This window comes from Streptomyces sp. NPDC002793, assembly GCF_040295485.1.
In the GTDB taxonomy this organism is placed as follows: Bacteria; Actinomycetota; Actinomycetes; order Streptomycetales; family Streptomycetaceae; genus Streptomyces.
In genome coordinates, this window is the sequence record NZ_JBEOVL010000029.1 from 77,402 (window position 1) to 95,898 (window position 18,497).

Annotated in this window: 20 protein-coding genes and 1 pseudogene; 12 read left to right on the forward strand and 9 right to left on the reverse strand. The window is 70.5% G+C overall.

Annotated features, from left to right (window positions below):
• Window positions 1-85: 85 nt before the first annotated feature.
• The 3 genes from dapF to miaA all read right to left on the reverse strand — a co-directional run bounded on the left by dapF (window position 86) and on the right by miaA (window position 2,517).
• On the reverse strand, window positions 86-958 hold the full coding sequence (dapF, locus tag ABT001_RS25275; protein WP_351281627.1) for a diaminopimelate epimerase: 873 nt from the start codon (window positions 956-958) through the stop codon (window positions 86-88).
• Between the two features lie 72 nt (window positions 959-1,030).
• Window positions 1,031-1,471: a hypothetical protein gene (locus ABT001_RS25280; RefSeq protein ID WP_351281677.1), complete on the reverse strand. Its 441-nt coding sequence runs from the start codon at window positions 1,469-1,471 to the stop codon at window positions 1,031-1,033.
• A 107-nt stretch (window positions 1,472-1,578) separates the two neighbouring features.
• Window positions 1,579-2,517 carry a tRNA (adenosine(37)-N6)-dimethylallyltransferase MiaA gene (gene miaA, locus ABT001_RS25285; protein WP_351281629.1) on the reverse strand — a complete coding sequence of 313 codons (939 nt, stop codon included), beginning with the start codon at window positions 2,515-2,517 and terminating at the stop codon, window positions 1,579-1,581.
• A gap of 173 nt (window positions 2,518-2,690) precedes the next feature.
• Between miaA and ABT001_RS25290 the strand changes: the two genes are divergently transcribed.
• On the forward strand, window positions 2,691-2,936 hold the full coding sequence (locus tag ABT001_RS25290) for an antitoxin (protein WP_351281632.1): 246 nt from the start codon (window positions 2,691-2,693) through the stop codon (window positions 2,934-2,936).
• An 81-nt stretch (window positions 2,937-3,017) separates the two neighbouring features.
• Here ABT001_RS25290 and ABT001_RS25295 read toward each other — a convergent pair whose 3' ends face one another.
• Both ABT001_RS25295 and miaB read right to left on the reverse strand, forming a co-directional pair.
• Complete coding sequence (locus tag ABT001_RS25295; protein ID WP_351281634.1) at window positions 3,018-3,737, reverse strand: class III extradiol dioxygenase subunit B-like domain-containing protein; 720 nt, start codon at window positions 3,735-3,737, stop codon at window positions 3,018-3,020.
• A gap of 14 nt (window positions 3,738-3,751) precedes the next feature.
• Window positions 3,752-5,272, reverse strand: a complete 1,521-nt coding sequence (gene miaB / locus ABT001_RS25300) for a tRNA (N6-isopentenyl adenosine(37)-C2)-methylthiotransferase MiaB (protein ID WP_351281637.1) — start codon at window positions 5,270-5,272, stop codon at window positions 3,752-3,754.
• Between the two features lie 161 nt (window positions 5,273-5,433).
• Between miaB and ABT001_RS25305 the strand changes: the two genes are divergently transcribed.
• The gene (locus tag ABT001_RS25305) at window positions 5,434-6,348 is read left to right on the forward strand and encodes a YceI family protein (RefSeq protein WP_351281640.1); all 915 of its coding nucleotides are present in this window, start codon (window positions 5,434-5,436) and stop codon (window positions 6,346-6,348) included.
• Between the two features lie 54 nt (window positions 6,349-6,402).
• Complete coding sequence (locus ABT001_RS25310; RefSeq protein WP_351281642.1) at window positions 6,403-7,401, forward strand: TAXI family TRAP transporter solute-binding subunit; 999 nt, start codon at window positions 6,403-6,405, stop codon at window positions 7,399-7,401.
• A gap of 15 nt (window positions 7,402-7,416) precedes the next feature.
• Here ABT001_RS25310 and ABT001_RS25315 read toward each other — a convergent pair whose 3' ends face one another.
• Together ABT001_RS25315 and ABT001_RS25320 are read right to left on the reverse strand one after the other, a co-directional pair.
• Complete coding sequence (locus tag ABT001_RS25315; protein ID WP_351281644.1) at window positions 7,417-8,811, reverse strand: sensor histidine kinase; 1,395 nt, start codon at window positions 8,809-8,811, stop codon at window positions 7,417-7,419.
• Between the two features lie 16 nt (window positions 8,812-8,827).
• Window positions 8,828-9,520, reverse strand: a complete 693-nt coding sequence (locus tag ABT001_RS25320; protein WP_351281647.1) for a response regulator transcription factor — start codon at window positions 9,518-9,520, stop codon at window positions 8,828-8,830.
• A 354-nt stretch (window positions 9,521-9,874) separates the two neighbouring features.
• Between ABT001_RS25320 and ABT001_RS25325 the strand changes: the two genes are divergently transcribed.
• From ABT001_RS25325 to ABT001_RS25365, 9 genes are all read left to right on the forward strand, one after another.
• A complete protein-coding gene (locus ABT001_RS25325) occupies window positions 9,875-10,660 on the forward strand; it encodes an amino acid ABC transporter ATP-binding protein (protein ID WP_351281650.1) in 786 nt (261 codons plus the stop codon).
• Between the two features lie 42 nt (window positions 10,661-10,702).
• Window positions 10,703-11,626, forward strand: a complete 924-nt coding sequence (locus tag ABT001_RS25330; RefSeq protein ID WP_351281652.1) for a glutamate ABC transporter substrate-binding protein — start codon at window positions 10,703-10,705, stop codon at window positions 11,624-11,626.
• Between the two features lie 143 nt (window positions 11,627-11,769).
• The gene (locus ABT001_RS25335; protein ID WP_351281654.1) at window positions 11,770-12,417 is read left to right on the forward strand and encodes an amino acid ABC transporter permease; all 648 of its coding nucleotides are present in this window, start codon (window positions 11,770-11,772) and stop codon (window positions 12,415-12,417) included.
• Window positions 12,414-13,358 (forward strand): amino acid ABC transporter permease, encoded by a 945-nt coding sequence (locus tag ABT001_RS25340; RefSeq protein WP_351281657.1) that lies wholly within the window; start codon window positions 12,414-12,416, stop codon window positions 13,356-13,358. Before ABT001_RS25335 ends, ABT001_RS25340 begins: the two co-directional genes overlap by 4 nt.
• A 389-nt stretch (window positions 13,359-13,747) precedes the next feature.
• Window positions 13,748-15,382 carry an FAD-dependent monooxygenase gene (locus tag ABT001_RS25345; RefSeq protein ID WP_351281660.1) on the forward strand — a complete coding sequence of 545 codons (1,635 nt, stop codon included), beginning with the start codon at window positions 13,748-13,750 and terminating at the stop codon, window positions 15,380-15,382.
• A gap of 71 nt (window positions 15,383-15,453) precedes the next feature.
• Window positions 15,454-15,501, forward strand: coding sequence for a hypothetical protein (locus ABT001_RS36125; RefSeq protein WP_311314449.1), 48 nt, complete (start codon window positions 15,454-15,456; stop codon window positions 15,499-15,501).
• Between the two features lie 71 nt (window positions 15,502-15,572).
• Window positions 15,573-16,133: a cupin domain-containing protein gene (locus ABT001_RS25355; RefSeq protein ID WP_502967518.1), complete on the forward strand. Its 561-nt coding sequence runs from the start codon at window positions 15,573-15,575 to the stop codon at window positions 16,131-16,133.
• Window positions 16,130-16,543, forward strand: a complete 414-nt coding sequence (locus ABT001_RS25360; RefSeq protein WP_351281662.1) for a rhodanese-like domain-containing protein — start codon at window positions 16,130-16,132, stop codon at window positions 16,541-16,543. Before ABT001_RS25355 ends, ABT001_RS25360 begins: the two co-directional genes overlap by 4 nt.
• A 177-nt stretch (window positions 16,544-16,720) precedes the next feature.
• On the forward strand, window positions 16,721-17,356 hold the full coding sequence (locus ABT001_RS25365; RefSeq protein WP_351281665.1) for a DUF6197 family protein: 636 nt from the start codon (window positions 16,721-16,723) through the stop codon (window positions 17,354-17,356).
• 148 nt (window positions 17,357-17,504) lie between these two features.
• Here ABT001_RS25365 and recX read toward each other — a convergent pair whose 3' ends face one another.
• Window positions 17,505-18,197 (reverse strand): recombination regulator RecX, encoded by a 693-nt coding sequence (gene recX, locus ABT001_RS25370; RefSeq protein WP_351281668.1) that lies wholly within the window; start codon window positions 18,195-18,197, stop codon window positions 17,505-17,507.
• Between the two features lie 3 nt (window positions 18,198-18,200).
• Window positions 18,201-18,497: pseudogene (locus tag ABT001_RS25375) on the reverse strand (recombinase RecA); the annotation flags it as partial.

Below are 18,497 nucleotides of genomic sequence, written 5' to 3' on the forward strand. Positions count from 1 at the left end.
CCGGTGCTTGATGCTATCGACCCCACCACGTGGCGCAGTCCCGCTCTTGCCCAGCGTGAAACGGATCACCCATTCGAGCGAGGTTCTAACCGATCATCGTTTCGAGCCAGGTGGGGTCGATCACGCCTTCCGCGACGATCACGGCGGGTCCCGTCATGTCGATCCCGCCGTCCGGGTATTCGGTGATCACCAGGGTGCCTCCGGGCAGGTCCACGGTGTACGTGGCCGGGGATCCGGTCTCCGCCGGGTCCAGGCCGTCCCTGCGGGCGGCGGCGACGGCCACCGCGCACGCGCCCGTGCCGCAGGACCGGGTCTCGCCGGAACCGCGCTCGTGGACGCGCATCGCGACGTGCCGGGGCCCGCGGTCCGCGACGAATTCAATGTTGACGCCGTCCGGATACACGGACCGCGGGCCGAACGACGGCACGGAGCGGAGCTCGCCGGCGTGATCCAGGTCCTCGACGAACGCGACGGCGTGCGGATTGCCCATGCCGACGTTGCGGGCCTCCCAGCTACGGCCGTCCACGGTGACCGTGACACCGTCCTCGGGCAGCACGGCCCGGCCCATGGAGACCGTGATGTCGCCGTCCTTGGCGATGTGCACCCGCTTGACCCCGCCCCGGGTCGCGACGGCCAGATCGCCCTCCTCGACGAGCCCGGCGCGCTGCAGGTAGCGGGCGAACACGCGCACCCCGTTGCCGCACATCTCGGCGACCGAGCCGTCCGCGTTGCGGTAGTCCATGAACCACTCGGCCTGCCCGGCCATGCCGCGCGCCTCGGGGTGCGCCTCGGAACGCACGACGTGCAGCAACCCGTCGCCCCCGACGCCGGCCCGGCGGTCGCAGAGCCGGGCGACGAGGGAAACCGGCAGGTCGAGGGCGTTGTCCGGGTCGGGAACGATCACGAAGTCGTTCTCGGTGCCGTGGCCCTTGAGGAAGGTCATCTGCGAAGTGCTCACGGTTCCAACTGTACGAGGCCCCACCGACGGTCCGCGCGGCCCACCGACCGGCGCCACCTGCCGGGCCCCGGCTCAGGAGCGGAGGCGGGCCACACGCCAGACGGCCAGGGCCACCAGGCCGGCACACACGGCGACGTACAGCGCGATCACACGCCAGTCGGGGCGTACGTTCGATCCCCTTGCGGGCAGTCCCGGCCAGGTGTGGCCCACGCGGCGCGCGGCCATCATGCCCCAGCCCGCCGCGCAGCAGCTGATCAGCAGGCCGAGCATCGCCACGACGGCGCCGCCGCCGCCGAACTCGAAGGCGAGCGGGAAGGCGAACATGAGGGATCCCACCGCCGCCAGCCCCACGATCGGGGCGAGCTGCCAGATCCGCAGCCGGCGGGCGGGGCGGAGCTCGACCTCGACCTCGGGGGTCACCTCGGTCTCGTCCGGTCCGTCAGGACTCAGGCGTCCCGTCTCGTGCTGCGTGTCCGGTGCGTCTCGGTCTGTGTCGCGAGGGCCGGCCTCCATCGCCACGCGCCCTCCCAACTCGGACTCCACTGGTCGATCGATGCTCGATGATGGCACGGCACCGGCCGCCGAAATGACGGGCGGAGCTTCCCGATGCCATCACGTGATCAGGCTGTGACCGCTCGTTCGACCAACGCCAGCGCCCGCTGCGGGAGTTCCCCGCGCTGTTCATCGGCACCACTCAGCCACCGGACGCGCGGGTCGCGCCGGAACCACGAGTCCTGACGGCGTGCGAAGCGTTTGGTGGCGCGTACGGTCTCCGCGCGCGCCTCGCTCTCGGTGCACTCCCCGGCGAGCGCCGCGAGCACCTGCTGATAGCCGAGCGCACGTGAGGCCGTGCGGCCCTCGCGCAGTCCCCTGGCCTCCAGGTCGCGCACCTCGTCGACGAGCCCGGCCTCCCACATCCGGTCCACACGGGTGCGGATCCGCTCGTCGAGTTCGGGGCGCCCCACGTCCACACCGATCTGCAGGGCGTCGTAGACCGCTTCCTCTCCCGGGAGGTTGGCGGTGAAGGGCTTGCCCGTGATCTCGATGACCTCCAGGGCGCGGACGATACGGCGCCCGTTTCCGGCCAGGATGGCGCGGGCGGCGGCGGGGTCCGCGGCGGCCAGCCGGGCGTGCAGTGCCCCGGAGCCGTGCTCCGTCAGCTCCTGTTCGAGCCTGGCGCGGACGTCGGGGTCCGTTCCCGGGAATTCGAGGGCGTCGATCGCGCCCTTCACGTAGAGCCCCGAGCCGCCCACCAGGACCGGAGTCCGTCCGTCGGCCAGCAGCCGGTCGATCTCGGTGCGGGCGCGCCGCTGGTACTCGGCGACGCTCGCGGCCTCGGTCACGTCCCAGATGTCCAGCAGGTGGTGCGGCACGCCGGCACGCTCGGGAGGAGACAGCTTCGCCGTGCCGATGTCCATGCCCCGGTAGAGCTGCATCGAGTCGGCATTGACCACTTCCCCGCCGAGCTGCTGGGCGAGGAACACACCCAGATCGGACTTTCCGGCCGCCGTGGGACCGACGACGGTGATGACGCGGGGGGTGGGGGCTGATCTTCTCACCGGGACAGTCTCCCAAACTTCGAGGCGCGTCCCGACCGGAGGACGACGAGTGATCCACGCGCGTCCGGGTGCCGACGGCCGCTCCGGGGCCGCGGGCGGACGCGGCGAGTCACGCGCGTTTGCCCGCGGACGGGTAAAATGTGATCACAGTCCCCCAGCACGGAAGGTGACCCATGGGTTTCCTGGACAACCTGAAGGCCAAGCTGGCCCCGGCCAAGGAAAAGGTCGGCGACCTCGCGCAGCAGCACGGGGACAAGATCGACCAAGGCCTCGACAAGGCCGCCCGCACGGTCGACCAAAGGACCAAGGGCAAGTACAGCGACAAGATCGTGACCGGCACCCAGAAGGCGAAGGAGGCGGTCGACCGCCTCGGCCAGAAGAACGAGGGCGGTACACCACCGCCGCCGCCCGCCACCTGATCCGGGCACCGTCGGAATCGAGGGCCGTGGAGCGATCGCTCCACGGCCCTCACCCGTGTCGGTGCACGGCCGGCGGCGAGGTCATGACCAGGCCGCCACGGTGTATCCCACGCCGTACGGGGCGTCCTCGTACAACAGCTGTCCGCCGAGTCCCGCGCCCCGGGCCGCGCCCGCGAGCACCTGCCAGGGCGCCCGGCCGGCCACCTTCAGTTCGTACGCCAGTGACTCGTCCAGAGCGGTCAGCGCGTCCACGTCCGCACCGCCCAGCGCCCGGGACGCCTCGGCGTCGAAGCCCGCCGCCCGCTCGTCCAGGTAGCCGGGCGCCTTGACCGTGCGGCAGGCACTGCCGTCGCCCATGACCAGCAGGGCGACGCGGTCGGCCCGCGCCGCCAGATCGGCTCCGGTCCGCAGGCACAGGTCGGTGGCGAGAGACTCCCCCACCCCGAACCCTTCGACCGGAGCACCGTCCCACCGCGCCCTGGACAGCAGCCAGGCGCCGACGGCGAGGGAGCCCGGGAGCGGGCGCCGCGGTGCGGGGGCTCCGGCGGGCGCCTCACCCAGGCGCACGGTCAGATCGACGCCGAACCCGGCGAAGGAGCCGGCCGAACCAGGGAGGAAGGACCCCCGCTCCTCCGGTCCTGCGGGCCCGGCCACGATGAGCAGACCGGGCCGGGCTGCGGCGAGGACTCCCAGCGCGTCGAGGCTCGCGTTCCTCGCGGCATCGAGCTCGGGCCCGGCTCCCGCGGCCACCTCGGGGACCAGGATCGGCGGACAGGGACAGACGGCGGCGGCGACAAGCATGCCGGCCAGCGTACTCAGTCGCAGCCGCACCCCGGGGTGGCGGCCGGGGCCAGCGGGGCGGGTGCGCCGATGCCGGGCAGGCCCAGCATGACTCCGGCGGGCCGGTCGGCCGGGGTCGCGGTGCGCTTCGCCCAGGCGTCTCCCGACCGGGTGCGCCGGACGCCCAGCGGCGCTCCCTCGGCGAGCAGGTGGTGCGGGGCGGCGTAGGTGACCTCGACGGTCACCACGTCCCCGGGGCGTACGTCCTCGGCCGGCTTGGTGAAGTGGACCAGGCGGTTGTCGGGCGCGCGGCCGGAGAGCCGGTGCGTGGCACCGTCCTTGCGGCCCTCGCCCTCGGCGACCATGACCTCCAGGACGCGGCCGACCTGCTTCTTGTTCTCCTCCCAGGAGATCTCCTCCTGGAGGGCGGACAGGCGCATGTAGCGCTCCTGGACGACCTCCTTGGGGATCTGCCCCTCCATGTCGGCGGCCGGGGTCCCGGGACGCTTGGAGTACTGGAAGGTGAAGGCGTTCGTGAAGCGGGCCTCGCGCACGGCGTGCATGGTCTGCTCGAAGTCCTCCTCGGTCTCCCCGGGGAAGCCGACGATGATGTCGGTGGAGATGGCGGCGTCCGGCATCGCGGCGCGCACCTTCTCGATGATCCCGAGGAAGCGCTCCTGGCGGTACGAGCGGCGCATGGCCTTGAGGATCGTGTCCGAGCCGGACTGCATCGGCATGTGCAGCTGGGGCATCACGTTCGGCGTCTCGGCCATCGCCGCGATCACGTCGTCGGTGAAGTCGCGCGGGTGGGGCGAGGTGAAGCGGACACGCTCCAGGCCCTCGATCGAGCCGCAGGCCCGCAGCAGCTTGGAGAAGGCCTCGCGGTCGCCGATGTCGGAACCGTAGGCGTTCACGTTCTGACCGAGCAGGGTGATCTCGCTCACCCCCTCGGCGACGAGGGCCTCGATCTCGGCCAGGATGTCGCCGGTGCGGCGGTCCTTCTCCTTGCCCCTCAGCGCGGGGACGATGCAGAAGGTGCAGGTGTTGTTGCAGCCCACGGAGATCGACACCCACGCGGCGTACGCGGACTCGCGACGGGTGGGCAGCGTCGAGGGGAACGCCTCCAGGGACTCGGCGATCTCGACCTGCGCCTCCTCCTGGACCCGGGCACGCTCCAGCAGCACCGGCAGTTTGCCGATGTTGTGCGTACCGAAGACGACGTCCACCCAGGGGGCCCGCCGGACGATGGTGTCGCGGTCCTTCTGCGCCAGGCAGCCGCCCACGGCGATCTGCATCCCGGGGCGCTTCGTCTTCATCGGTGCGAGACGGCCCAGGTTGCCGTAGAGCTTGTTGTCGGCGTTCTCGCGGACCGCACAGGTGTTGAAGACGACGACATCGGCGTCGCCGTCGGATCCCTCGGGGGCGCGCACGTATCCGGCGCCCTCCAGCAGACCCGACAAACGTTCGGAGTCGTGGACGTTCATCTGGCACCCGTAGGTGCGCACCTCGTAGCTCTTCTGGACGTCCACTGCTTCGCTCCGGTTGCCGCTGGTCATGGAACAAGGGTAGGCGGTGGCCGGGGCCCGACCGTACGCCCGGAGCCTCAGCAGGGGAGCAGCGCGAGCCGTCCGGGACGGACAGCGGGACCGGGGGCTGTTGAACGAATCGCTCCGGTCTGTTTCTATGCTGATCCTTCCGCCCTCGAAAGGTTCACGTGATGGTCCTCTCCCTCCTCCGCAGCAGGCGATCCAAGACGGCCTCCGGCGGTGGTGCGAGATTCACCTTTCCCGTGCCTCCCGGGGCTGGAACGGTCACCTGCGAGGTCGTCGACCCCATGGGGCAGCCGCTCAGCGGAGCCGAGATCACGATCAAGTCCCAGGACTCGGCCCGGACCGCGGCGAAGGGAACCACCGACCTGTTCGGTTTGTTCGTCGCCGCTCTGCCCACGGGCGACTACCGCCTGCTCATGACGGCCGAAGGCATGCAGCCGGCCAGCTGGGCCTTCGACATCGCCGCGGGCGAGACCCTGTCGATGGGCCGCGTGCAGCTGGACGTCGCCCGGCAGCTGGAACCCCCGGCGCCCGGCACCTGGCTCTTCGACCCGCCGCACACCGCGATCCGCTTCATCGCCAAGCACGTCGGCATGGCCAATGTGCACGGCCGCTTCACCTCCTTCGAGGGCGGCGTCCGGGTCGCACCGTCCGTCGAGGACTCCCAGGTCGAGATACGCATCGACGCTTCGAGTATCTCCACCGGCAACAAGACCAGGGACAACCATCTGCGGTCGGCCGACTTCCTCGATGTGGAGAACTACCCGTACCTCCATTTCGTCAGCAGGCGGTTCGTCTACCGGGGCGGCAACAACTGGACCGTCCAAGGCGGGCTGACGATGCACGGCGTGAGCCGCTCCGTCTCCCTGGACACGCAGTACCTGGGCGCGGTCAACGGTGGTTACGGCGAGGAACTGCGCTGTGCGGCGCGAGCCACCGCCGAGCTGCACCGCGAGGACTACACCCTGAACTGGCGCAACATGCTCGCCCGCGGCATCGCCATCGTCGGGCCCACGATTCAGCTGGAGCTGGACATCCAGACCATGTTCCAGGGCCCCGACACCCCGACCCCGCCGGAGTAAGGGCGCTCCGCCCCTCCCTGGCCGTCGGGGACGGCGGAGTGGCAGGATCGCACCATGTTGCACGCACTGTCCCGGCCCGGCCGGCGGCGCACCCTCCAAGGGGGCGCCGCCGCCGTGGCCGTGCTCGGACTGCTGCTGTGGTGGGTGCTCCCGATCGGCGAGGAGGAACCGAGCGGTTCGCTCACCTTCTCCACCGGCGTACGGAGCGGGGTGTACCAGCGCTACGGCCAGCGGCTGGAGGGCGCGCTCGCCAAGGACATGCCCAAGGTGTCGATACAGCTGCAGACCAGCGAGGGGTCGCAGCAGAACATCGAACGGGTCGCGGCGGGCGAGGCCGACTTCACGATCGCCACCGCCGACGCCGTGGCCACCTACCTGCAGAGCGGGAAACCGGGCGGTGAGCGGCTGCGCGGCTGCGTCCGTCTCTACGACGACTACGTCCAGCTGATCGTCCCCCGGGACTCCGATATCCGTGAGGTCGCCGATCTGCGAGGCAAGCGGGTCGGTGTGGGGCAGACCGGGTCGGGGGTGCTGCTCGTCGCGGACCGGCTGATGAACGCGGCGGGCGTCGACCCGGAGAATGACATCACTCCCGTCCGGGCCGGGATCGACACGATGCCGGCGAGGCTGGTGGACGGGCGGCTGGACGCCTTCTTCTGGTCCGGCGGGCTGCCGACCGGAGCGGTGGAGGACCTCTCGGAGAAGTTCGCGATCCGGCTGGTCCCGCTGGACGAAGCGCTGATCACCGAGCTCCAGTCGGCCGGCGGGTCCACGCGCTACTACCGCTCGGCCGTGATGCCGGCCGACGCCTATCTGCACGCGCAGCAGGGGCAGGCCGTGCGGACGGTCGCGGTCTCCAATCTGCTGATCACCACGGACCGCACGGATCCGCTGACGACCGAGGCGTTCACCCGGACCGTGATCGACAGCCGGGACAGGATCGGCCGCGAGGTCCACTCGGCACAGCTGGTGGACCTGCGGACCGCGATCTACACCGATCCGCTGCCGCTGCACGAAGGAGCCAGGCGCTACTACCGCTCGGCCAAGCCCTGACGGTCCGCACGGGTCTCACACCTGCGGAGTGTTGCGCGGCACCGTGACCGTGACCCGCAGGCCGTGCGGCTCGTGCGTTTCGTAGCGGATCGATCCGCCGCCCGCCGCGAGCAGAGCGCGCGAGATCGAGAGGCCGAGTCCTGATCCCTTGACGTTCTGGTGCCGCCCGCTGCGCCAGAAGCGGTCACCGACGCGCTCCAGCTCCTGCTCGGTCAGCCCGGGTCCCCGGTCGGCGACGGCGACCGTGGCGCCCTCTCCGTCGGATCCCGCCGTGACCCGGACCTCCTGACCCTCGGGGGTGAATTTCAGCGCGTTGTCGATGACGGCGTCCAGTGCACTGGACAGGGCGATCGGATCCGCCCAGCCGGTCACCGCGGACACCCCGTCCAGCGTCAGACGTACACCCCTCTCCTCGGCCAGCGGACGCCATGAAGCGACCCGTTCGGCGGCGAGGGCGGCAATATCCGTGAGCTGGAGATCCGCCTCGGTGTGCTCGGCCAGCGCCAGGTCCAGCAGGTCGTCCAGGACCTGCGCGAGACGCTTGCCTTCCGTACGGACCGAGGCGATCTCCTCGTTGCCCTCGGGAAGTTCCAGGGCGAGGAGCTCGATCCGGAGCAGGAGCGCGGCCAGGGGGTTGCGCAGTTGGTGCGAGGCGTCGGCCACGAAGGCGCGTTGCTGCTCCAGCACGTCCTCGACGTTGTCGGCCATCTCGTTGAAGGAGCGGGCCAGCCGGCGGAGCTCCGAAGGTCCGCCCGACGTGACGACACGCGACCTCATCCGGCCGCTCGCTATGTCGTGGGCGGCGGCGTCCAGGACCCGTACGGGCAGGAGCACCCACCCGGTCAGACGGAACGCGGCGCCGACCGCCACCAGCAGGGCCACGGCCTCGCCGAGGGCGATGAGCAGCCAGCCGCGCAGCGTCCGGGAGCGCATGTCTCCGGTGGGCGAGTCGGTCACGACCACGGCGATCACGTCTCCGTCGCGTACGACGGGGGACGCGACGACGATCCGGCCGTTCTGCCAGGGCCAGACCTGGGGCGGATCGTGGGAGCGGCGGCCCAGGAGGGCCTCCGCGAAGGCCTCACGGCCTTCCCCCTCGGTGGGCAGGGCCCAGGAGGTGGGGGCCTTGGCCAGGGCCCTGTCGTCCCGGTAGAAGACCCCGACCCGGATCCCGTACACCGATTCGTAGGCCTCGAGTTCGGTCTGCAGGATCCGCTGCCGCTCCTCGGCGCCCCGGACGGGCTCGTCGACGAACTGGGCCAGCGCGCCGAACCGTGCGGTGTCGTCGATGCGGTCGATGACGACCCGCTGCTGTTCGGCGGCGGCCTCGCGCACGGCCAGCGGGAAGCCGAGGGCGAGCAGCACGGCGCTCATCAGGATGATGAGCAGGGGGAGCAGGCGGGTGCGCACGGGGAGCGTCGATTCCTCAGGCCGGCGGGGGGACGAGCCGGTAGCCGACGCCTCGTACGGTCTCGATCAGTGCGGGAAGCCGCAGCTTGGAACGCAGCGACGCGATGTGCACCTCGAGGGTGCGTCCCGTCCCCTCCCAGCTGGTCCGCCACACCTCGCTGATGATCTGTTCCCGGCGGAAGACCACACCGGGGCGCTGTGCGAGCAGCGCGAGCAGGTCGAACTCCTTGCGGGTGAGCTGGACTTCCTGGTCCTCGACGCTGACCTTGCGGGTGGGCAGCTCGATGCGGACGGGACCGATCCGCAGGGCCGCGAGCGGGGTCGGCCCGGTGTCCTCCCCCGCGGTCCCACGCCGGGCGACGGCGTGGATCCGGGCCAGGAGCTCGCCGGTGTCGTACGGCTTCACGACGTAGTCGTCGGCGCCGAGGTTGAGTCCGTGGATCCGCGAGCGGACGTCGGAGCGCGCGGTCACCATGATCACCGGGATCGCCGAGCGCTTGCGGATCTTGCCGCACACCTCGTAGCCGTCCTGGTCGGGCAGACCGAGATCCAGGAGTACGACGCCGAAGGGCTCCTTGTCGGCGGGCAGCAGCGCCCGCAGGGCCTCCTCGCCGCTGCGGGCGTGCACGACCTGGAAACCGTGCCGTGCGAGCACAGCGGACAGAGCAGCCGCGACGTGGTCGTCGTCCTCGACGAGCAGCAGCCTCATGGCCCCCCTGTTTCCTTCGTGTCCAGACATGTTCTTCGTACGTGACGGCGACGGACGGTGCGTGACGGTCCACCGGTGTTCCACCTGGCGGACCTTGCCGTACAGCAGCGATTCACGTCATTCCCGTACCAGGCATCCACGCTGATGACAGGTGTGTCAGTCAAGTCCCTCCCCGTTACCACCAGGTTTCCGTTACCCACCCGGTACTCCGGCGAGCGTCCCGTGGCGTCCCGTTCACGTGGTGTGTCCGGTTGCGGCCGGATCGTTATGCTCAATTCTCGCTCAGATGTAATGACGCTGGTAGCACTGCGTCTCTAGGGTCCTCCTAACCGAGGAGGACGGAGCATGAAGCCGATGAGCGGAGTTTCAGTGACCAAGGCCGCCGAGGATGCCGCACCCGCGGGTGACGACCTTGTCGTACTGAGCAACGTCAACAAGCACTTCGGCGCGCTGCATGTGCTCCAGGACATCGATCTGACCATCGCCAGCGGCGAGGTCGTCGTAGTCATCGGACCCTCCGGGTCCGGGAAGTCCACGCTGTGCCGCACGATCAACCGCTTGGAGACCATCGACTCGGGCGCGATAACGATCGACGGCAAGCCGCTGCCCCAGGAGGGCAAGGAGCTGGCCAGACTGCGTGCCGATGTCGGCATGGTCTTCCAGTCGTTCAATCTCTTCGCGCACAAGACGGTGCTCGAGAACGTGATGCTGGGCCAGGTCAAGGTCCGCGGGACCGACAAGAAGACCGCCGAGGAGAAGGCCCGGGCCCTGCTCGACCGCGTAGGGGTCGGTGTGCAGGCGGACAAGTACCCCGCGCAGCTCTCCGGCGGCCAGCAGCAGCGCGTCGCGATCGCCCGTGCGCTGGCGATGGACCCGAAGGTCATGCTCTTCGACGAGCCCACGTCGGCGCTCGACCCGGAGATGATCAACGAGGTGCTCGAGGTCATGCAGCAGCTGGCCCGGGAGGGGATGACCATGGTCGTCGTCACCCACGAGATGGGCTTTGCCCGTTCGGCCGCGAACCGCGTGGTCTTCATGGCGGACGGGAAGATCGTCGAGGAGGCGACTCCCGACTCGTTCTTCAGCAATCCGCGCAGCGACCGGGCCAAGGACTTCCTGTCGAAGATCCTGCACCACTGATACCGATGACCTACGACGACTCACGACACGAGGATTGTTGACATGAAGCTCCGCAAGTCGGCCGCCGTTGCGGCCATCGCTGTGCTCGCCCTGACCGCGACCGCGTGCGGCGGCAAGGAAGGCTCCGCCGGCGACAAGCCGTCGGGCGTCAAGCCGGGTTCGTCGGAAGCCCCGAAGCTGCCGACGTACACCGTCGCGACCGGTGTCGACCTGGACTCGCCCGTCTTCAAGGAGGCGAAGAAGCGCGGCAAGCTGATCATCGGTGCCAAGGCCGACCAGCCGTACCTCGGCTTCGAGGACCAGTCGACCAAGGAGCGCTCCGGCTTCGACATCGAGATCGCCAAGATGATCGCGGCCGACCTCGGCTTCTCGGAGAAGCAGATCGAGTGGAAGACCGTCGACTCCGGCATCCGTGAGACGGCCATCTCCAAGGGCCAGGTCGACTACTTCGTCGGCACCTACACGATCAACGACGAGCGCAAGAAGCAGGTCGGCTTCGCGGGCCCGTACTACAAGGCCGGCGCGGACCTGCTGGTGCGCAAGGACGAGACCTCCATCACCGGCAAGGAGTCGGTGAAGGACAAGAAGGTCTGCTCGATCGTCGGTTCCACGCCGCTCCAGGAGATCAAGAAGCCGGAGTACGGCGCTCAGGTCGTCGAGCTGGCCAAGTACTCGGACTGCGTGCAGCAGCTCCTGACCAAGCAGGTCGACGCCGTCACCACCGACGACTCGATCCTCAAGGGCTACGCCGCCGCCAACTCCGGCAAGCTGAAGGTCGTCGGCAAGCCGTTCACGGACGAGCCCTACGGCATCGGCCTGGACAAGGCCGACAAGACGCTCCGCGAGGCGATCAACAAGTCGCTCGAGACGCACGTCCAGGACGGCACGTACCAGAAGATCTACGAGGCGACCCTGGGTCTGTCCGGTTCGGAGTTCACCGAGCCGCCGGCCATCGAGCGCTACTGACCCGGTTCAGTCGCTGACGTCCCGTCACTGACGCCATCCCGCGTGAGTGAAGCGTCCCGTACGCCGCCGTAATTGAGCACGCCGGCGTACGGGACGCCCCTCCCCCCTGCCCTGATGCCGCTGACCGCCGACGCGGAGACCCCATGAACGTATTGCTCGACAACTTCCCGGAATTCCGCGACGGCTTCATAGGCACTGTGTCGATCACCGTCATCAGTTCGGTCATCGCCCTTGTCCTGGGTGTCGCCGTCGCCGGCTGCCGGGTGTCCCCCGTACCACCGCTGCGCATCTTCGGCACCGCCTGGGTGACCCTGTTGCGCAACACCCCGCTGACCCTCCTCTTCCTGATCTTCTTCTTCGTGGTGCCGGAGATCCTCTTCCCGGGGATGAGCCCCTTCCTGCTCGGCTCCCTGGCACTCGGCTTCTACACCTCCTCCTTCGTGTGCGAAGCGGTCCGTTCGGGCATCAACACCGTCCCCCTGGGGCAGGCCGAGGCCGCGCGCTCCATCGGAATGACGTTCGCCCAGACCCTGCGGATCGTGGTTCTCCCGCAGGCCACCAGGTCCGTCATCCCGCCGCTGAGCAGCATCTTCATCGCTCTCACGAAGAACTCGGCGATCGCCGGAGCCTTCAGCGTCACCGAACTCTTCGGCTGGCAGAAGCTGATGAGTGACCGGGGCTACGAGATCACGCCCGTCTTCATCTGGGTGGCCCTCGGCTACCTGGTCGTCACGTTCGCCATCAGCGGTCTCTTCCGGCTGCTGGAGCGCCGCATGGAGGTCGCCCGATGAGCGCCAGCGTTCTCTACGACGCACCGGGCCCCAAGGCCGCTGTCCGCAACCGGATCTACGCCGTGGTCGGAAGCCTGGCGATCCTGGCCCTGATCGCGGTCAGCGTGGTGCGACTGTCCGACAAGGGGCACCTCGCCCCCGAGATGTGGGACATCTTCAACTACGCGGGCATCCGGCAGAACATCGGCGACGCCGTGCTCGCCACCCTCAAGGCCTTCGGTCTGGCGGCAGTCGGGTCACTGATCCTCGGCGTGCTGCTGGCCGTGGGCCGGCTCTCCGACCACAGGCCGGTCCGCTGGTTCGCCACCACGTTCATCGAGCTCTTCCGCTCGATCCCGCTGCTGATCACCATCTACGCCATCTGGGTCGGCTTCCTCACCGACTACTCGATGTGGGCCCTGGCCCTCGGACTGTCGGTCTACAACGGCTGCGTCCAGGCCGAGGTACTGCGTGCGGGCGTCAACTCCGTGCCCCGGGGCCAGAGCGAGGCCGCGTACGCCCTCGGGATGAGCAAGACTCAGGTCATGGTCACCGTGCTGATGCCCCAGGCGATCCGCGCGATGCTGCCGACGATCATCAGCCAGCTGGTGGTGACCCTCAAGGACACCTCGCTCGGCTTCATCATCCTGTACCCGGAGCTGCTCCAGACGGCACGTCTGATCGCCTCCAACACGCAGGTCAACTCCCAGTACCCGTACGTCTCGACCATCGCCGTCATCGGCACGATCTACGTGGCGATGTGTCTGCTCCTGTCGGCGCTCGCCACCTGGATCGAGAAGCGCGGACGGCGGGCCAAGACCGGCATCGCGGTGGCTCCCGCCGCCGAGACGCCGGGCGTCCCTGCCGCCGGCAGCACCTCGGGCCCCCTCCCCGAGGACGGCCCCGCAGGCGGCCCCTCAGGCGGCCCCGAGGAGATCGGCAAGACCGACAAGACGAACTGACGGGCCACGCGCCGAACAGCTCCCGCGAGAGGTGACGCGCGCGTATCCCCGTCCTCCAGTCCAGGGCAGCCCGCCGGTACACCGGCGGGCTGCCCTGGTTTCCTGAGCCGCGCCGGCTCTTCCCGCGCCCGCGCGCGAGGGCACCCGGGCTCCTGGGACGGCGGAGGCTCGGGAGCTGCACGGGTTGCGTGGGGCGGCGACGTGGGCACCCCGTCACCCCGTCGCTTGACGCAGGCAGCGGCAGTGGGTTGCATTCGTTCTGTGATCGCGTCCCGAAGCACCGCCGCCGCGCCTCCTCCCCGCCCTGCGAGCTCCACGGCCCCCGCTGCCCCCATTCCCTTCGCGACGGCCTTCGCGAACCGCACGATCGGCACCGGAGGGTTCACGACGTGGACCCGGTGATCGTCGTCGGCGCCGGGCCCGTCGGCCTGGCGCTGTCGCTGGCCCTCGCGGCGCAGGGTGTTCCCACCGTCCTGCTCGACGAGGGGCCGGGAGAGGAAGACCCGCGTCCCGCCCGCACCGTCGTGCTGCGCGAGGACACCGCGGACCTGGTGGAAAGGCTCGGCTGCTCGACACTCAGGGACGAAGGGCTGCGGTGGGCCGGCTGGCGGTCGGTGCGGCGTAAACAACTGGTGCGGGCGGTCCCGCTCGGCGAGGAGGACGGCATCGTTCCGCTGCCCTCGCCCGTCCATCTGCCCCAGCACGCGCTCACCGGAGGGCTGCGGGCCGCAGTCGTCGCGCAGGACCTGGTCACCATGGTGCCGTTCAGCAGGATCGACGCCCTGGAGCAGGATCCCCACGGCGTCACGGTGCACACCCGGGAGCCGGGATCGACCTGGTGGCGCGGGAGTTACCTGGTGGGCTGCGACGGCGCCCGGTCCACCGTACGCAAGCTCCTGGACATCAGGTTCCCCGGCCGTACGGCGGTGGAACGGCACGCGGTCGCGGCCCTCCGCGCACAGCTGCCCTGGCCCGGCGAGGCCCTGCTGCACCGGGCCCCGCCCTGGCGTACGGGTGGTGCCGAAGTCACCGCGCGGCCACTGCCCGACGGGGTCTGGCGGCTGGACTGGCTTCTGCCACCGCGCGGCGAACTCGTCACTCCCGACGCCCTGATCACCCGGATCCGGGACACCCTCGAGGGCTGGTGCGGTGAGACGCCGGCCTATGAACTGCTGGACACCGGCGTGTACACCCTGCACCACCGGCTGGCCAGGCGGTGGCGGTCCGAGCGTGCCTTCCTCGCGGGGGACGCCGCCCACCTGCTGGGCGCGCTCGGCACACAGGGCCTGGACGAGGGGATGCGCGACGCCGAGAACCTCGCCTGGAAGCTGGCGCAGGCCTGGCACCAGGGCGCCTCCGACCTCCTGCTCGACAGCTACCAGGCCGAGCGCAGAGCCGCGGTGGCAGCCCGGCTTCGCGCCGCCGACCAGTCGCTTCCGATACTGCGGGGCGGGGCGGGCCTCCGGACTCTGGTACCCGGCGCCGCGCGCGGGCACGACACCTTGCTGGCTGATGGCCATCTGGGATGCGGGCCCCTGGGCGCGCCCCCTTCGTACGCGCACTCCCCCCTCTCACCTCCACACGCCGAGGCGCACACGGCCGTGGGTACGGCTCCCGGCGCACCGGTCGTCGATGTGCGGGTGACCGCACCCGACGGGGGGACGGTGCGGTTGCGCGAACGGCTGGGCCTGGGGCACCTGCTGGTGATCCTGGTCGCTCCGGGCACCGGGGTGTGGGACAGGCGCCACTGGCTGACCGCGGGGGTCATGCCCCGGCTCGTCGACGCCGTGGACGCCCTCCCGGTGAAGGCGGAGCTGCTGGTGACCGAGAGCTACCCGGGGGCAACGGCCCATACGGTGCTGTTGGTCAGGCCGGACGGGCATCTCGTGGCCGCCTTCAGCGGGGTGCGGCCCGCCGAGCTCCTCGCGGCGGCCGACGCGGCGTGCGGGGGTGGTTCGGACACGGCGCACGACGGCCAACCGCGCGCTACCGCAAGCTCCGACCGGACCGCGGACGTCAATTGACCGCCGCAGGCGCACATGGTGTACTCCAGATCATGACCGACACCGATGTGCGCCTGTGGCGGCGGGTCCATATGGACCTTCTCCGCTATGCGGGCTGCGTGTGTCGCCCGTCCTGCTGAATCGCCTCTCCCGGCACGCCCAGCTGTTCCCGCCCGGCCGTGCTTCCACGCGAACTCTCAGGACGGTCCCTGTGCCTTCTTCTCCTCTGCCCTCTTCTTCCCTGCCCGCGCCCGCCGTCGACACCCCCACCGAGCCGCCGGCGCCGACCGCAGCGGAACTGCTCGACTTCGTCCGCCGGACCGCGCAGGACAGCGCCCTCGTCGCCTCGCTCCCCCTCGATCCCGAGGGACGCACCTGGCTCCGGCTCGACGGTCCCGGCGGCAGCGAAGCCTGGCTGATCGGCTGGCCTCCCGGTACCGGAACCGGCTGGCACGACCACGCCGATTCGACGGGTGCGTTCACCGTAGCCGCAGGCGCCCTCCGGGAACACTCGTTGGCCGCCCGGCTTCCCACCGACGGCTGGAAGACCCTCGAACTGAGCGAGGGCATCGACCGGACCCGGCTCCTGGCGACCGGCCGGGGCAGGGCCTTCGGCCGGCACCATGTCCACGAGGTCCTCAACGAGTCCGGCCACGAGCACGCCGTGTCGGTACACGCGTACCACCCGCCCCTGCCGCAGATCCGCCGCTACAGCCGTACGGGAGCGGTGCTGCGCCTGGAGCAGACCGAGCGCCCCGAGGACTGGCAGTGAGCGCCGGGGACCAGGGCCCTGGGGGACCGCAGGGCATCGATCAACTGCTCGCCCGGGTGCGGTCGGGTTACGAGCGGGTCGGCCCCGCTGAGGCGGCAGCGGCAGCTGCCGAAGGTGCGCTGCTGGTCGACATCCGCTATGCGGCGCTGCGCGAGAAGGACGGCCTGATCCCCGGAGCCCTGGTGGTCGAGCGCAACGAGCTGGAGTGGCGGCTGGATCCTCGGGGCAGCCACCGTGCCCCGCAGGCGGTGAGCCATGACCTGCGGATCGTGGTGATCTGCAACGAGGGCTACGCCTCGAGCCTCGCGGTGGCCTCCCTGCGCCGACTGGGTCTGCACAGGGCCACGGATCTGACCGGCGGTTTCCAGGCCTGGCGCGCAGCCGGGCTCCCGGTCTCCCTCCGACCGTAAACGCACTCCGACGGAACAGCCGGTGGCACTGTCACCGGCTGTTCGACTGTTCGGCTCCACGCGGCACCGAATGGCTCCCGACCCCACCCGAACGCTGCTCTCCGGTGGAGCAATCGCCGCGCGCGACGGACATTCGCCTCATCACTGAGGATCGGAATGTACGGAGATGTCGCGCCGATGGAAACCGCTCAGCTCAGCCCGGACCGACTCGACGCACAGGTATCCCGGCTCCACGACACCGACGCCTGGCAGCACATTGTCACAGGCTGGGAGCGCACCGCCCCGGAGCCCTCACCCCCCGCATCCGGACCGGGCGGTGCGTCCCGGGCCGCGTACCCGGCCGACTGGCGGGACCTGCTGTCCGTACCCGTCGACCGGCTCATCGAGGACTCGCTGCGGACGCTGCCCGCGCGGCAACCTCAGGAGCGTCCTCTCCCCGGGCGTCTCGGCGCGGTGCTGCCCGAGCGGCTGCACGCGTGGCGCCGCGTCGGACAGCCCGATGTCCGTCCGTCCGTCCACCTCGGCTACGCCCGGCAGATCCTGACCGAGTGGGGGTGGCAGAACACCCCCTACCGCCTGCGCGATGCCCGTGGCGCCCGCTGCCTCTGCGGGGCCATGCTGACGGCCCACCGGCTCGGCTACGGATCGCTCGACACCGTCGACCGCGCCGGCGCCTGGCTCATCACCGAGTTGCGCTCGGTGGGCTGGACCGGCCTGATCGGCCCCTGGAACCGTCAGCCGGGCCGTACCGCCGCAGACGCTCTGGGGCTGATCGACGCCACCATCCGCCGGGCCTCCCTCGCAGGGCACTGAGCTCGACCGTGGGGCTCCCCGGCCCGCAGGTGGCCGCTCCCTCGAGCGGACTGACCCGGTCGGCGGCCGAGCGCAGCCACCGACGGTGGCCGCGGCCGCGGTGGCCCCCTCCGTCACCGCGGCGCCGGCCTGCCTCCCCCGGCGCCGGTCAGAAGGGCTCGTCCAGCCCTTCCGTGTCCTCCCCCTCCGCCTCGATCGCCTGGCGCACCACGCGCAGGGCCATCCCTTCGCCGTAACCCTTGCGGGCGAGCATGCCCGCGAGCCGACGCAGACGCTTGTCACGGTCCAGCCCACGGGTGGAGCGGAGCTTCCGCGCGACCAGCTCCCTGGCGGTCTCCTCCTCCTGCTCGAGGTCGAGCTGCCCTACCGCCTCGTCGATCACCGCCGGGTCCACCCCCTTGGTCCGCAGCTCGCGCACGAGGGCACGACGGGCCAGCCCTCTGCCGTGGTGACGGGACTCGACCCAGGCGTCCGCGAACGCCGCGTCGTCGATCAGCCCCACGTCCTCGAACCGCGAGAGCACTTCCTCCGCCGCCTCGTCGGGAATCTCCCGCTTACGCAGCGCGTCAGCCAACTGCTTACGGGTGCGCGGGGTCCCGGTCAGCAACCTGAGACAGATATTGCGCGCCTGCTCGACCGGGTCTCGCGGTTCCCCTCTCTCGGCCCTCGACGAGGAAGGGGAACCGCTGTCTGTGGAACGGGAGCGGGAACGACGGCCCGCCCCCTCGCCGAACCCGGCCCTCCGGCCGGGCTCCGGGGTGCCCCGGGACGGCTCTGCGGCGTACTCGGGGCCGGGCCCCCCACCTGCGTCGGTGTCCGGCCATTCCGTGCGGCGCGTCACGGCCTAGCTCTTGGCCGCTGCGGTCTTGGCGGGCTTCGCCTTGGCGGCCGGGGCGGGTACCGACTTGGCCGCCCCGTCGGCCGGAGCACTCGCGGCAGCGGCTGCGGGCTCCGCCACGGCTTCCTCCGGACGCACACCGACGCCGAGCTTGTCGAGGATCTTCTTCTCGATCTCGTTGGCCAGGTCGGGGTTGTCCTTGAGGAAGTTGCGGGAGTTCTCCTTGCCCTGGCCGAGCTGGTCGCCCTCGTACGTGTACCAGGCGCCGGCCTTGCGGACGAAGCCGTGCTCCACGCCCATGTC